11 protein-coding genes are annotated in these 15212 nt (G+C 72.3%); 9 read left to right on the top strand and 2 right to left on the bottom strand.

What is annotated here, in order from left to right:
- Positions 1-181: 181 nt before the first annotated feature.
- Entirely contained in the window at positions 182-2008 is a 1827-nt protein-coding gene (locus tag E1298_RS07220; RefSeq protein WP_243725426.1) for an AMP-binding protein, read from the bottom strand.
- A 170-nt stretch (positions 2009-2178) separates the two neighbouring features.
- On the opposite strand from E1298_RS07220, the gene E1298_RS07215 reads away from it, so the two are divergent.
- From E1298_RS07215 to E1298_RS07195, 5 genes are all read left to right on the top strand, one after another.
- Positions 2179-3381 (top strand): thiolase family protein, encoded by a 1203-nt coding sequence (locus E1298_RS07215; protein WP_131890208.1) that lies wholly within the window; start codon positions 2179-2181, stop codon positions 3379-3381.
- Positions 3378-5480: a 3-hydroxyacyl-CoA dehydrogenase NAD-binding domain-containing protein gene (locus tag E1298_RS07210; RefSeq protein ID WP_243725425.1), complete on the top strand. Its 2103-nt coding sequence runs from the start codon at positions 3378-3380 to the stop codon at positions 5478-5480. The genes E1298_RS07215 and E1298_RS07210 overlap by 4 nt, the downstream gene beginning before the upstream one ends.
- Before the next feature lie 233 nt (positions 5481-5713).
- Positions 5714-7219, top strand: a complete 1506-nt coding sequence (locus E1298_RS07205; RefSeq protein ID WP_131890206.1) for an amino acid permease — start codon at positions 5714-5716, stop codon at positions 7217-7219.
- A 106-nt stretch (positions 7220-7325) separates the two neighbouring features.
- On the top strand, positions 7326-8675 hold the full coding sequence (locus E1298_RS07200; protein ID WP_424923078.1) for an FAD-dependent oxidoreductase: 1350 nt from the start codon (positions 7326-7328) through the stop codon (positions 8673-8675).
- Positions 8676-8787: 112 nt separating this feature from the next.
- Positions 8788-9153, top strand: a complete 366-nt coding sequence (locus E1298_RS07195) for a hypothetical protein (RefSeq protein WP_131890203.1) — start codon at positions 8788-8790, stop codon at positions 9151-9153.
- A gap of 71 nt (positions 9154-9224) precedes the next feature.
- Here the strand turns inward: E1298_RS07195 and dxs are convergent, their stop codons facing one another.
- Entirely contained in the window at positions 9225-11150 is a 1926-nt protein-coding gene (dxs, locus tag E1298_RS07190) for a 1-deoxy-D-xylulose-5-phosphate synthase (RefSeq protein ID WP_131890201.1), read from the bottom strand.
- 150 nt (positions 11151-11300) lie between these two features.
- On the opposite strand from dxs, the gene idi reads away from it, so the two are divergent.
- The 4 genes from idi (at position 11301) to E1298_RS07170 (ending at position 15202) form a co-directional block, all read left to right on the top strand.
- Positions 11301-11894 carry an isopentenyl-diphosphate Delta-isomerase gene (gene idi / locus E1298_RS07185; RefSeq protein WP_131890199.1) on the top strand — a complete coding sequence of 198 codons (594 nt, stop codon included), beginning with the start codon at positions 11301-11303 and terminating at the stop codon, positions 11892-11894.
- A gap of 151 nt (positions 11895-12045) precedes the next feature.
- Positions 12046-13350: an ABC transporter substrate-binding protein gene (locus tag E1298_RS07180; protein WP_131890197.1), complete on the top strand. Its 1305-nt coding sequence runs from the start codon at positions 12046-12048 to the stop codon at positions 13348-13350.
- Positions 13347-14354 carry a carbohydrate ABC transporter permease gene (locus E1298_RS07175; protein ID WP_341770600.1) on the top strand — a complete coding sequence of 336 codons (1008 nt, stop codon included), beginning with the start codon at positions 13347-13349 and terminating at the stop codon, positions 14352-14354. The genes E1298_RS07180 and E1298_RS07175 overlap by 4 nt, the downstream gene beginning before the upstream one ends.
- A complete protein-coding gene (locus tag E1298_RS07170) occupies positions 14351-15202 on the top strand; it encodes a carbohydrate ABC transporter permease (protein ID WP_131890195.1) in 852 nt (283 codons plus the stop codon). The genes E1298_RS07175 and E1298_RS07170 overlap by 4 nt, the downstream gene beginning before the upstream one ends.
- The last annotated feature ends 10 nt before the right edge of the window (positions 15203-15212 follow it).

Raw genomic sequence — 15212 nt, 5'->3', positions numbered from 1 at the left:
GCCTACATCGTCCTGAGCCCCGGGGCCGTGCTCGCCGCGGAGGCGGTGGTGGGCGCGCACGGCGGCACGATCGAGACCGTCCCGCGGCAGGAGGGCGGCCTGTCGATCACGGCGCGGTTCCCGGCGGCGGGGGTGCCGGACGCGGCGCACGAGGCCGCGCTGACCGCCTGACCCCTGCGGCTCAGCCCGCCTGGCCCGTGGGCATCGGCCAGGGCGGCGGCTTGGGCCACTCGACGCGGCCCTCGGGCTCGGGGCGCAGGTCGGGCCGGGCCGTCAGCCAGCGGTGGACGACCTTGCCGGTGGCGTTGCGCGGCAGCTCGGCGATGAAGTGGACGTCGCGCGGCGCCGCGTACCGGGCGACCTGCTCGTGCACGTGGGCGCGGACGGCCTCCGCGGCGAGCACGGCCCCGGGGCTCAGGACGATGTAGGCGGCGAGGCGCTGTCCCCAGTCGTCGTCGGGGACGCCGACGACGGCGGCCTCGTGGATCTGCGGGAGCCGCAGCAGGGCGTCCTCGACGTCGCGGGGGACGATGTTCTCGCCGCCGGAGACGATCAGCCCGTCGCGGCGCCCGTCCACGAACAGCAGGCCGCGGTGGTCGATATGGCCGAGGTCGCCGGTGGCGAGCAGCCCGTCGCGGACCTCCATGGGCTCGCCGCCGGTGTACCCCTCGAAGAGCAGCTCGTTCGCGGCGAAGATCTGGCCGATGGTGGAGCGGCCGACCCGGCGGCCCTGCGCGTCCAGGATCGCCAGGGAGGTGTTGCGGGGCGGGCGGCCGGCGGTGCGCGGGTCGATCCGCAGGTCGTGCGGGGTGGCGATGGACACCCACGACGTCTCGGTGGAGCCGTAGACGTTGTAGAGCCGGTCGCCGAACGCGTCCATGAACCGGGTGGCGAGATCGCCGGGCAGTGCGGTGCCGCTGAGCGCCACGATCCGCAGCGAGGACGTGTCGTGGACCGCGCGGACGCCGGGGGCCAGTTCCAGGATCCGCTGGAGCATGACGGGGACGGCGAACACGACGGCGTCGCGGTGCGAGGCGATCGAGCGCAGCGCCTGCTCGGGGTCGAACCGGCGGTGCAGGACGACCGGCGCGCGCAGCGCCCAGGCCATCTGGAGGGCGCCGTAACCCCAGGTGTGGAACAGCGGCGCCTCGACGATCATCGTCTGCCGGGCGCGCAGCGGGATCCGGGAGGTCATCGAGGCCAGCGGCCACAGCCCGGGCCGGGGCGGGCGGCGGGCGCCCTTCGGGCGTCCCGTGGTCCCCGAGCTGAGCATGATCGTGCGGCTCTGGATCTGCGGCGGCTCCGCCGCGGCCGCGTCGGGCGGGACCGAGCGGATGACCTCGTCGATGCTCGGGCCCGTCTCCGCCGGAGGGGGGCGGCCCGTGTCCCGGCCGGGGCGTACCAGCGGGAGCGTTCCGAGGGGGACGGGCGCGGCGAGCGGCGTCCCCGCGCCGGACGCGCCGGACGCCCCGGGCCGCCCGTCGGCCCACAGGACGGTCCGGCGCAGCGCGATGGGGATGCCCGCCAGCAGCGGCGCGAACTCGGCGTCGGCGACGAGCAGGTCGGGGCGCATCTCGCCGAGGACGGCGCGGAGCTGGCCCGTCCCGAAGCCGGTGTTGAGCAGGACGACCTCGGCGCCGCGCCTGCTGCACGCGACGAGCGTCAGGGCCATGCCGCGGTGGTTGCGGCAGAGCACGCCGACGCGGGGACGGGGGCCGGACAGGGGCAGCCCGGCGGCGAGCCGGGTGGCGCGCTCGTCCAGTTCGGCGAAGGTGAGGACGCCCTCGTCGTCGATCACGGCGGGCCTGGCCGGGGAGCGCGCGGCGGACGAGGCGACCAGCCCGGCGAGCGTGGTGCCCCAGCGGCGCAGCGCGCCGAACTGGCGGAGGAGGCGGCGCGGGCCGCCGGAGAACAGCAGTCCCGTGCTCACCAGGAGGGCGGACAGGTCGCGGATATGCCCGATCCGCCGGCGTAGTCCCGGATGATAGACGGGCCGCGCGTGCACCACCGTGCCCTCCTCGGTGATTTCAAGCCACGTTACCCACGGGTTCGTTTGCGAACAAGGGCACCATCGGCTTGACCCCATGTCAGTGGTTACTGACGAGTAGCATCGTGGATTACCAATAAGTAGCATTCCGTTCCAAGGCAATCCGCTCCGTCCAGAGGGAGGACGACCCCGTGCCACGCACCGCACGCGACGTCGTGTTCGTCGACGGCGTACGCACGCCGTTCGGCAAGGCAGGACCCAAGGGCCTGTACGCGGAGACCCGTGCCGACGACATGGTCGTCCGCGCGATCCGCGAGCTGATGCGCCGCAACCCGTCCCTCCCGCCGGAGCGGGTGGACGAGGTCGCTATCGCGGCGACCACCCAGACCGGCGACCAGGGCCTGACCATCGGCCGCTCCGCCGCCGTCCTCGCCGGGCTGCCGAAGAGCGTCCCCGGCTACGCCGTCGACCGCATGTGCGCGGGCGCGATGACCGCCGTGACCGCCACCGGCGCCGGCATCTCATTCGGCTCCTACGACGTGGCCATCGCGGGCGGCGTCGAGCACATGGGCCGGCACCCGATGGGCGAGGGCGTCGACCCGAACCCCCGGTTCCTCGCCGACAGGCTCGTCGACCCGTCCGCGCTGGTCATGGGCTCGACCGCGGAGAACCTGCACGACCGGTTCCCGGCGATCACCAAGGAGCGCGCGGACGCCTACGCCGTGCGCAGCCAGCGGAAGGTCGCGGCGGCCTACGCGGCGGGCAAGGTGCAGCCGGACCTCGTCCCGACCGCGGTCCGCTCCGCCGAGAAGGGCTGGGGCCTCGCCACGGTGGACGAGCCGCCGCGCCCCGGCACCACGATGGACGACCTCGCGCGGCTGAAGACCCCGTTCCGCGTGCACGGCAACGTCACCCCGGGCAACGCCGCCGGGCTGAACGACGGCGCCACCGCCTGCCTGCTGGCCGCCGAGGACGTGGCGCGCGAGCTCGGCCTCGCCCCGCGGATGCGGCTGGCCGACTTCTCCTTCGCCGGCGTGGAGCCCGAGGTCATGGGCGTCGGGCCCGTCCCGGCGACCGAGCGGCTGCTAGCCCGCAACGCCCTCACCATGGACGACATCGGCCTCATCGAGATCAACGAGGCGTTCGCCGTCCAGGTGCTGGCGTTCCTGGACCACTTCAAGATCGCCGACGACGATCCGCGCGTGAACCCATGGGGCGGCGCGATCGCCGTCGGCCACCCGCTGGCCTCGTCCGGCGTCCGGCTGATGAACCAGCTGTCCCGCCTGTTCGAGGAGCGCCCCGGCGTCCGGTACGGCCTCACGACGATGTGCGTCGGCATGGGCATGGGCGGCACCGTCCTCTGGGAGAACGCGAACTGGGAGGGCGCCAAGTGAGCACCCCGGACATCGGCGCCGTCAAGGACCTCTTCGCGGACGAGGTCGTCACGCACGCCCGCGTCCGCGACGTGGCCCTCCCCCACGGCGCGGGCACGCTGGCGCTGATCACCCTGGACAACGGCCTCGACCACACCAAGCCGAGCACCTTCGGCCCGAACGGCCTCGCCGGGCTGGACGCGGCGCTCGACGCGGTCGCCGCGCGCGGGGACATCGCGGCCGTCGGCGTCACCGGCAAGCCGTTCGTCTTCGCGGTCGGCGCCGACCTCAAGGGCGTCCCGCTGATCGGGCGCCGCGAGGACGCGCACACCATCGGCCGGCTGGGCCACGACGTCTTCCGCCGCCTCGGCGAGCTGGACGTCCCCACATTCGCCTACTACAACGGCGCGGCGATGGGCGGCGGCGTCGAGATCGGCCTGCACTGCACCTACCGGACGATCTCGTCAGGCGTCCCCGCGTTCGCGCTGCCCGAGACGTTCCTCGGCCTGGTGCCCGGCTGGGGCGGCACGTACCTGCTGCCGAACCTGATCGGCGCGGAGAAGGCCCTCAAGGTCGTCATCGACAACCCGCTCGCGCAGAACCGCATGCTCAAGGGCCCGCAGGCGTACGAGCTGGGCATCGCGGACGCGATCTTCGACCCGGCCGACTTCCTGGAGGAGTCCCTGTCCTGGACGGCCCGCGTCCTGAACGGCGACATCATCGTCCGGCGCCCGGAGGTCGACAAGGGCAAGGCGTGGGACGACGCGGTCGCGCTGGCGCGCTGGAACGTGGACGGCAGGCTGCACGGCGCCGCCCCGTCCTACGTCAGGGCCCTGGACCTGATCGCCGCCGCCAAGGACCGCACCCGCGACGAGGGCTTCGCCGCTGAGGACGAAGCACTGGCCGACCTCATCATGGGCGACGAGCTGCGGGCCGGGCTGTACGCGTTCGACCTCACGCAGAAGCGCGCCAAGCGGCCCGCCGGCGCGCCCGACAAGGCCCTGGCCCGCACGGTCGACAAGGTCGGCGTCGTCGGCGCGGGCCTGATGGCCTCCCAGCTCGCGCTGCTGTTCGCGCGCCGCCTGGAGGTGCCGGTCGTGCTGACCGACCTGGACCAGGACCGCCTGGACAAGGGCGTGGGCCACGCGCACGGCGAGATCGACAAGCTGCTCGCCAAGGGCCGCGTGTCGCCCGACAAGGCGGGCCGGCTCAAGTCGCTGATCACCGGGTCGCTCACCAAGGACGCCTTCGCGGACGCGGGCCTCGTCATCGAGGCCGTGTTCGAGGACCTGGCGGTCAAGCAGGCGGTGTTCGCCGAGGTGGAGGAGCACGTCTCCGCCGAATGCGTCCTCGCGACCAACACCTCGTCCCTGCCGGTCGGTGAGATGGCCGCGGGCCTGCGGCACCCCGAGCGGGTCGTCGGCCTCCACTTCTTCAACCCGGTCGCGGTGCTGCCGCTGCTGGAGATCGTCCGGGGCGAGCGGACCGACGAGGCGACCCTCGCCACGGCGTTCGCGGCGGGCCGGGCGCTCAGGAAGTCGTGCGTGCTGGTCAAGGACGCCCCGGCGTTCGTGGTCAACCGCGTGCTGCTGCGCCTGCTCGCCGAGATCGTCCAGGCGGTGGACGAGGGCACCCCCATCGAGGTCGCCGAGCGCGCCGCCGCGCCGCTGGGCCTGCCGATGCCGCCGTTCGTCCTGATGGGCCTGGTCGGCCCGGCGGTCGCGCTGCACGTCAACGAGACGCTGCACGGCGCGTTCCCGGACCGGTTCCCGCTGTCGGGCAACCTCGCTCAGATGGTCGCCGCGGGCAAGCCCGGGGTGTACCTGCCCGACCTCACCCTCGACCCCGAGGTCGTGGAGATCTTCTCCGGCGGGACGAGCCCGTCCACGCCGGAGCAGGTCTTGGAGCGGGCCCTGGCCGCCCTGGCCGAGGAGATCCGCATCATGCTGGACGAGGGCGTCGTCGCGGCCGCGCAGGACATCGACCTGTGCATGATCCTCGGCGCGGGCTGGCCCTTCCACCTCGGCGGCATCACCCCGTACCTGGACCGCACGGGCATCGCGGAGAAGGTCACCGGCACCCGCTTCCTGGACCCGGGAGTCGCCTCCCCGCGCGGCTGACCGTCCCCGGAAAGAGGCGCTCCGCGCGCGCGTTCGGAGCGCGTTCGGAGCGCGTTCGGAGCGCGTTCGGAGCGCGTTCGGAGCGCGTTCGGAGCGTCTCTTTCCGGCGTTGCCGCAGGCCACGACATCCTCGCGTTTCGGCCGATCGTAAGACGCGCACATACGGGCATAGGCGTCCTGGCGCGGCATGGGCGCCGGCCGTGACGAGCACCGGATCGCGAGGAGTTCCGAGGATGAACCTGCTGCGCACGAAGTCGGTCGAGCAGTCGATCCAGGACACCGAGGAGCCGGGGCACCGGCTGCGGCGGGAGCTGTCGGCGCTCGACCTGGTCATGTTCGGCGTCGGGGTGCTCATCGGGACGGGCATCTTCGTGCTGACCGGGCAGGTCGCGCGGGACAAGGCCGGGCCGGCGGTGGCGCTGTCGTTCGTCCTCGCCGCCGTGGTGTGCGGGCTGGCGGCGCTGTGCTACGCCGAGTTCTCCTCCACCGTGCCGGTCGCGGGCTCGGCCTACACCTTCTCCTACGCCACGCTCGGGGAGTTCCCGGCGTGGGTCATCGGCTGGGACCTCATCCTGGAGCTGGCGCTCGGCGCGGCCGTGGTCTCGGTCGGCTGGTCCGGCTACGCCGCCTCGCTGCTGGACGACGCGCACATCCACCTGCCCGACGCGATCCTGCATCCGCCGGGCGAGAGCGGCGGCGTGGTGAACGTCCCGGCGATCGTGCTGGTGCTCCTGGTGACGGGGCTGCTGGTGCTCGGCGTCAAGGTGTCCTCGCGGGTCAACGCCGTGGTCGTGACGATCAAGCTGTTCGTGGTGCTGCTGGTGATCGTGGCCGGGCTGTTCTTCGTCAAGGGCGACAACTACCGGCCGTTCATCCCGCCCTCGAAGTCCAACCCGTCGGTGGAGGGCGGCGAGGCGCCGCTGATCCAGGTGCTGTTCGGGATCACCCCGGTCAGCTACGGCTGGCTCGGCGTCTTCGCGGCCGTGTCCGTGGTGTTCTTCGCCTACATCGGCTTCGACATCGTCGCCACCGCGGCCGAGGAGGCGCGGCGCCCGCAGCGGGACCTGCCGATCGGGCTCATCGGCTCCCTGGTGGTCACCGCGGTGCTGTACGCGGCGGTGTCGCTGGTCGTCACGGGCATGCGCGACTACACGAAGCTGAGCGAGGACGCCCCGCTCGCCGACGCGTTCAAGGCCGTCGGGCACCCGGCGTTCGCCACCGTGATCAGCGTCGGCGCCGTCGCGGGCCTGACCACCGTCGTGCTGATCCTGCTGCTCGGGCAGAGCCGGGTGTTCTTCGCGATGAGCCGGGACGGGCTGCTGCCCGCCTGGCTGTCGGCCGTCCACCCCCGGTTCGGCACGCCGTACCGGTCGACGGTCATCATGGGCGTCATCGTCGCGGTGCTCTCGGGCCTCATCCCGCTGGCCAAGCTCGCCGAGCTGGTGAACATCGGCACCCTGTTCGCGTTCCTCGTCGTGTCGGTCGGCGTGCTGATCCTGCGGCGGACGCGGCCGGAGCTGCCGCGGGCGTTCCGGGTCCCGCTGGTGCCGCTGCTCCCCGTCCTGTCGGTGCTGGCCTGCCTGTTCGTCATGATCAACCTGCCGGTGGAGACCTGGCTGCGGTTCCTGGCGTGGATGGCCGTCGGTGCCGTCCTGTACGCCGTCTACGGGCACCGGCACAGCCGGCTGAGGCGGCGCGAGGCCGTCGACGTGCCCGGCGACGTGCCCGGAAAGAGCTGATCGCCCGCACCCGGACCCGGCGGGCGCGTGACCGCTCCCCGCCGTGGGCTGACTCACCGGTCGGCCCGCCTGTCCTTTTGCCCGCCGCGTCGGCACAATGACCCGCATGGTAGAACCAGTGCGCGTCGCGGTCGTCGGCTCGGGGCCCGCGGGGCTCTACGCGGCCGAGGCGCTCGTCAAGCAGACCGGCGGCGACGTGCGGGTGGACGTCCTCGACCGGCTGCCCACGCCGTACGGGCTCGTCCGGTACGGCGTCGCCCCCGACCACAAGTCGATCAAGGCCATCGCGCGGTACCTGCAGAAGGTGCTGGAGGGTCCGGGCGTGCGGTTCTTCGGGTGCGTGGAACTCGGCCGCGACCTGACCCGCGCCGACCTGCTCGGCTGCTACGACGCCGTGATCTACGCGACCGGCGCGATGGTCGACCGGCACATGGCGATCCCCGGCGAGGACCTGCCCGGCAGCATCGCCGCCACCGACTTCGTCAACTGGTACTGCGGGCATCCCGACGCCGCCGACCACGCCTTCGACCTGTCGGTCGAGGAGGTCGCCGTGATCGGCGTCGGGAACGTGGCCGTCGACGTCGTGCGGATCCTCGCCAAGACGGCGGAGGAGCTGCGCGAGACCGACGTCCCCGAGCAGGTCATCGAGGCGCTGTCGCGCAGCCGCGTCCGGCGCGTCCACATGGTCGGGCGACGCGGGCCCGCGCAGGCCAAGTTCACCACCAAGGAGGCCCGCGAGCTGGGCGAGCTGCCGAGCGCCGGCATCCACGTCAGCCCGCAGGACATGGACCTCGACCCGGCGAGCGCCGAGCTGGCCGAGACCGACCGGCACGTCCGCGGCAACATCAAGGTCCTCAACGGCTGGACGGGCGAGCCGCCCGCGGACCGGCCCCGCCGCATCGACGTGCGGTTCTGGCGCGCCCCCGTCGAGATCCTCGGCACCGACCGTGTGGAGGGCCTGCGCCTAGAGAAGACGCGCCTGGACGAGACGGGCCGCGTCACCGGCACCGGCGAGTTCGAGACGCTGCCCGTCGGGATGGTGCTGCGCTCGGTCGGCTACCAGAGCGTCCCGCTGGCGGGCGTCCCGTTCGACGAGCGCTCCTACGTCGTCCCGAACGAGGGCGGGCGCATCCTCGGGCCGGACGGCGCCCAGGTCCCCCGCGAGTACGTCGCCGGATGGATCAAGCGCGGCCCGACCGGCGTCGTCGGGACCAACAAGTCCGACGCCGCCGAGACCGTCCGCAACCTGCTGGAGGACGTCCCTGCGGACCGGACGCCGCCCGGGAACACGATCGAGGAGCTGCTGGAGTCCCGCTGCCTCCCCGTCGTCACCTACGCCGACTGGCTCAACCTGGACGCCGCCGAGATCGCCCTCGCGCGCAGCCTCGACCGCGGCGAGCGCGTGAAGCTGGCCCGGTGGGAGGCCATGACCAACGCCTGCCGGCCCGTCGACTGACCGCGCGACCGGGGCGCTCTTCCGGCTAATCGCCTACGAACGGCAGGTATGCCGAAACATCCCGCCGTGAAAGTAGTGACGGGAGTGTGACGATGGCGCTACCGTGCGGCGTGTGACCGGCGGTCCAGAACTGTACGGGTTTCCCCCGCCCGAGACTCTCCCCGATCTACGGTGGCTGGGCCCGGACTACGTCTCCGTACTGGTGTACGACCTGACGCAGGGGCTTCTGCGCCAGGACGCGCGCACGTCCGTCCTGGGTGTGCGGTGCGAAGGCGAGCCCGAGCTGCGGCCCTCGGTCGACCCATTGGGCGTCATCCGCGCGCACGACGCCTGCTTCCCCCTCCAGGTCTTCGTCCAGGACGGCGACGGGCGGCCATGGCGACTGCGCGGCCGGTGGACCTACTCCGGCCGCGGGCTCGGCACCGCGTCCGCCACCATCACCCACTTCTGGCAGCTCATCTCAGCCGAAGGCGTCTGACCCTGGCCGCCCCCCGGCCGTCCCGGGCGACCCGGGCCGCCCCGGGCGACCCTCGGCCGCTCGCGGTCTGGTCAATCGGACTGCTCGGACGTCGCCGGTTCGGGTGCGTCGGTCGAGGTGATGCGGGCGACGGACTCGGTGATGTCGCGGGCGAGGGCCTGCGGGGTGAGGCCGATGTCGGCGAGGATCTGGGCGCGCGAGGCGTGGTCGAGGAACTCCTGCGGGATGCCGAAGGTGCGGATCGGCGTGTCGACCTCGGCGTCGCGCAGCAGCCGGGCGACGGCGTCGCCGACGGCGCCGGTGCGGCCGTTGTCCTCGGCGACGGCGACGAGCGTGTGCTCGCGCGCGAGGCCGAGCAGCGCCGGGTCGAGGGGCTTGACCCAGCGGGGGTCGACGACCGTGACGCCGATGCCCTGCGCGGCGACGAGCCCGGCGGCCTCGACGGCGGGCGCCGCCATCGACCCGGCGGCCACCAGCAGCACGCGGGTGCCGTTGGAGCCGTCGTGGCGGGCGAGGACGTCCATGCCGCCGGCCTTGCCGACCGCCTCCATGTCGGCGGCGACGGGGCCCTTGGGGTAGCGGATCGCGGTCGGGCCGTCGGTGACGGCCACGCACTCGCGCAGCAGCTCGCGCAGGCGGGCGCCGTCGCGCGGGACGGCGACGCGCATGCCCGGGACGAGCTGCAGGATCGACATGTCCCACATGCCGTTGTGGCTGGCGCCGTCGTCGCCGGTGACCCCGGCGCGGTCGAGGGCGAAGGTGACGGGCTGGCGGTGCAGCGCCACGTCCATGAGGACCTGGTCGAACGCGCGGTTGAGGAACGTGGCGTACACCGCGACGACCGGGTGCAGGCCGCCCATCGCGAGCCCGGCGGCCGAGGTGGCCGCGTGCTGCTCGGCGATGCCGACGTCGTAGACGCGGTCGGGGAACGCCTCGGCGAACGGGGCGAGCCCGACCGGGTGGAGCATCGCGGCGGTGATGCCCACCACGTCGCGGCGCTCCCCGCCGATCGCGACCATCTCCTCGCCGAACACCTTCGTCCAGCCGGGGGCGCCGGCCTTCGCGACGGACTTGCCGGTGGCGGGGTCGAACGCGCCGCCGCCGTGCATGCAGTCCTCGGTGTCGTTCTCGGCGGGCGCGTAGCCGCGGCCCTTGGTGGTGATGCAGTGGACGATCACCGGCCGGCCGAAGCCGCGGGCCCGGCGCAGCGCGCGCTCGACGGCGTCCTCGTCGTGCCCGTCGATCGGGCCGACGTACTTCATGCCGAGGTCCTCGAACATCGCCTGCGGCTGCAGGACGTCCTTCAGGCCCTTCTTGATGCCGTGCAGCGCCTCGTAGGCGACGTTGCCGACCACCGGGGCCCGCGGCACCGTCTTCTTGATCAGGTCGAGCGCGTGCTCGTAGCCCTGGGTGACGCGCAGGTCGGCCAGGTGGCTGGCCAGGCCGCCGATCGTCGGCGAGTAGGAGCGGCCGTTGTCGTTCACCACGATGATGACCGGACGGTCGTGGCCGGCGGCGATGTTGTTCAGCGCCTCCCAGCACATGCCGCCCGTCAGCGCGCCGTCGCCGACGACCGCGACCACGGCGCGGTCGCCCTCGCCGCGCAGCTGGAACGCCTTGGCGAGCCCGTCGGCGTACGACAGGGCGGTGGAGGCGTGGGAGTTCTCGATGAGGTCGTGCTCGGACTCGGCGCGGCTCGGGTAGCCCGACAGCCCGCCGCGGCGGCGCAGCAGGCCGAAGTCGTGCCGCCCGGTCAGCATCTTGTGGACGTACGCCTGGTGCCCGGTATCGAAGAGGATCTTGTCGTGCGGCGAGTCGAAGACCCGGTGCAGCGCGACGGTCAGCTCGACGGCGCCCAGGTTCGGGCCGAGGTGCCCGCCCGTCTTCGACACGGCCTCGACGAGGAACTCGCGGATCTCTCCGGCGAGGCGGGGCAGTTGAGCGGCGTCCAGTCGCTTGAGGTCCCCTGGTCCCTTGATCGACTCCAGCAGGCTCACGCGTGTCAACTCCTCCGTCGGGGACCTGGTTCCCCATGTATCGGGCCGTTCCGAGTTTAAGCCCGGTTCGATCGCGCCGCGCCGGAGGGCGCCTGGCCCAGGGGTGTGAAACCCCTGACCCCGGAGAGGGCGATGGGGTAGGAAGAGAGCATGGTCGTCGAAGAGATCGTGCTGCTCAACGCGGAAGACGAGGCCGTCGGGACGGCCCCCAAGGCCGCGAGTCACCATAGGGACACCCCCTACCACCTGGCTTTTTCATGCTATTTGGCGGACACGGAGGGTCGCATTCTGATCACCCAGCGCGCCCTGGGGAAGCGGACGTTCCCGGGCGTGTGGACGGGGAGCTGCTGCGGGCATCCGGGTCCGCGCGAGGGTCTCCGGGACGCGGTGCTCCGGCGATTGCACGACGAACTAGGCATTACGGACGACACTCTGGCGGCCGCCTCGCTCGCGCCCGTCCTGCCCGGATTCCAGTACCGGGCCGTCGCGGACGACGGGACCGTCGAGCACGAGCGCTGCCCGGTCGTGCGCGCCGTCGTGCCGTCCGGCGGCGCCGTCCGTCCCAACCCGCAGGAGGTGGAGGCGGCCGAGTGGTGGACGTGGGAGCAGTGCCTCGACCTGGCCGGACGGCCCGAGTCCTCGCCGTGGTACCGACTCCAGCTCGCCGAGCTGGCCCCGCTGGGCCCGCCGCTGGACTGGCCCGACGCCGGGACCGCCGCGCTGCCGCCCGCCCTCGCCTGGTGACCCCGCCCGGCCCCCGGCCGGCCCGCCGGGCGCCCCGGGCCGGGGCGCCTGACGGCGGTCGATAACCGCGGGATCACTTTTCGGCACGCGGTGTTGACCCCCGTCCCGTCCGAACGGACGCTTGTTCTCCGGGGTACAGAAGGGACGGGCGATGCGAGGACAGGCTCCCAGGCGGCGCTGGACGGCCTTCGCGGCGGCGGCGCTGACCGGCGCGCTGGCCGTGTCGGGGTGCGGCGGCAACGACGGCAAGGGCGGCAACGACGCGTCCGAGGTCGAGGTCTTCTCATGGTGGACCGGTCCCGGCGAGGCCGACGGGCTCGCCGCGATGAAGGCCGACTTCGAGAAGAAGAACCCCGGCACCAAGTTCACCAACGCCGCCATCGCGGGCGGGTCGGGCACCCAGGCGCAGGCGGTGCTGGCCAGCCGGCTGCAGAACCGCAAGCCCCCGGACTCCTTCCAGGGCCACGCGGGCGCCGAGCTGCTCGACTACATCAAGGCCGGGCAGATCGAGCCGCTGGACTCCTTCTACGACGAGAACAAGCTCAAGGCGGCCTATCCCCAGCAGCTCATCGAGCAGATCACCTACCAGGGCAAGATCTACTCGGTGCCGGTGAACATCCACCGCTCCAACGTGCTCTGGTACAACCCCGGCATCCTCAAGGACGCCGGGATCGCGGGCCCGCCCGCGACCATCGCCGACTTCATCACGGCGCTGAAGGCCGTCAAGGACAAGACCAAGAAGGTGCCGCTGTCGCTCGGCGCCCAGTGGACGGCCGACCACCTGCTGGAGAACGTCCTGCTCGGCGACCTCGGCACCGACGCCTACAACGCGCTGTGGAAGCCCGGCGCCGACTGGAGCGCCCCGGCGGTCGGCAAGGCGCTCGCCGACTACGCCGAGATCATGAAGTACACGACCTCCGAGGCCGCGTCCACCGACTGGCAGGGCGCCGCGAAGGCCGTCGTGGACGGCAAGGCGGCGTTCAACATCATGGGCGACTGGGCGTACGGGTACTTCACCGGCACCGCGCCCAACGGCCTGGGCAAGAAGCTCGACACCGACTTCAAGTACGCGGCGTCCCCTGGCACGGACGGCACCTATATGTGGCTGTCGGACAGCTTCACCCTGCCCAAGGGGGCACCCCACCGCGGCGGCGCCCTGGCGTGGCTGAAGGAGGCGTCCAGCAAGGAGGGGCAGGACCTGTTCAACCCGAAGAAGGGTTCCATCCCCGCCCGTAAGGACGCCGACAAGACCCTCTACAAGGGCTACCTGGAGTACGCGTTCAACGAGTGGAACAAGCCCGGCGTCAAGCTGGCGGGCTCGTTCTGGCACGGCGTGAACGCCAGCAAGAAGCAGCACACCGACATCGACACCGCGGTGGGCCTGTTCCTTCAGAACAAGGACGTCGGCAAGCTTCAGGCCGCGCTGGCGAGCGCGGCGAAGAACAGCGGCCAGTGACCCGCTGGACTCCGCGCCGGACCGGCCGGACTGCGCGCCGGACCGCCCGGGCTCAGCGCCGGACCGGCGGGCCGCCGCACCGGACCGGCCGGCCGCCGCGCCAGGCCCGCCGATCCCTGCGCCGCGCCCGCCGGTGGCTGCCGGGCCTGCTGCTGGTGTCGCCGTCCATCGTCGCGATCGGCCTGTTCGTCTACGGGCTGATCTTCTGGAACACGCGGGTCGCGCTGAGCGGCAAGCACGACGAGGTCTCGCCCTACAAGTTCGACAAGGGCAAGAACTTCGTCGACCTGTGGGACCAGCCGAGCTGGCCGGGCGCGGTGAGGCACGCGCTGCTGTTCACCGCCGTGTTCGTCCTCGGCGCGCTGCTGCTCGGCGCGTTCCTGGCGTTCCTGATGGACAAGGGCATCCGGGGCGAGGCGTCGTTCCGCGTCATCTACCTGTTCCCGATGGCCATCTCGTTCATCGCCAGCGGCGTGGTGTGGCGCTGGCTGATGAACCCGGCGCCGCCCGAGCGGGCCGTCGGCCTCAACCAGCTGTTCGGCAAGGTCCACCTGGGGTCGCTGGCGAACGACTGGTGGCAGAACCCCGACTGGGGCATGGCCGCGATGGCGCTGCCCGCCGTCTGGCAGATGTCGGGGTATGTGATGGCGCTGTACCTGGCCGGGTTCCGCAGCGTCCCCGAGGAGCTGCGCGAGGCCGCCCGGGTGGACGGCGCGTCCGAGTGGAAGGTGTACCGGTACGTGGTGTTCCCGCAGCTCCGCCCGGTGACGCTGTCGGCACTGATCATCCTCGGCCATATCTCGCTGAAGGTGTTCGACCTGATCATGGCGATCGCGGGCAAGCAGATCATCACCTATGTCCCGGCCATCGCGACGTACGTGGAGGTGTTCGACCGGCACGACCCGGCCAACGGCGCCACCATCGCCACGTACCTGCTGCTCGCGGTGGCCCTTCTGGTGATCCCCTACCTGGTGTGGTCGGTACGGGCGGAGCGGACGCGATGACCGCGCCGACGTCCGGGGCGACTCCCGGGGCGAGGGCGCTGCGGTTCGCGCGGCCGCTGGTCCTGCTGCTGTTCGTCGTGCTGTTCCTGATGCCGGTGTACGTGCTGGTCGTCACCAGCTTCAAGCCGCTCCAGGAGGCCGACCCGAGCACCGCGTGGAACCTGCCGGGCCACTGGAGCACGTCCGGCTGGAGCTCGGCGTGGGAGACGCTCCGGCCGGGCCTGGAGAACAGCGTCAAGATCGCGGTGTCGGGTTCGCTGATCTCGGCGGTGCTCGGCTCGCTGAACGGCTTCGTCCTGTCGAAGTGGCGGTTCCCCGGCGCGGACGTGGTGTTCACGCTGTTCCTGTTCGGGATGTTCATCCCCTACCAGGCGGTCATGATCCCGCTCGCGGGCCTGCTGACCGACATGGAGCTCGTCGGGACGATCCGGGGCCTGGTGCTGGCGCACGTCGTGTACGGCATCCCGATCTGCACGCTCATCTTCCGCAACTACTACGTCACGATCCCGGACGAGCTGATCGAGGCCGCCCGCGTGGACGGCGCCGGGATGCTCCGCACGTACTGGTCGATCGTCCTGCCGGTGTCCGCGCCCGCGTTCGCGGTCACGCTGATCTGGCAGTTCACCTCGATGTGGAACGACTTCCTGTTCGCCGTGTTCCTCGGCGCGCCGGACAGCTGGCCCGTCACCGTCATGCTGAACAACACCGCGGGCTCCGGCGCGGTCGCCGTCCAGTACAACCAGCAGATGGCCTCGGCGCTGCTGGCGTCCCTGCCCACCCTCCTGGTCTACCTGCTGCTGGGACGGTTCTTCATGCGCGGCCTGATGGCGGGCGCGCTGAAGGGCTGAACCTGGCGCT

Origin of the sequence: Actinomadura rubrisoli, from assembly GCF_004349215.1 — a bacterium.
GTDB classification, from domain to species: Bacteria; Actinomycetota; Actinomycetes; order Streptosporangiales; family Streptosporangiaceae; genus Spirillospora; species Spirillospora rubrisoli.
Note: the sequence above shows the minus strand (reverse complement) of the source record. Positions and strands in the feature narration are given on the sequence as shown.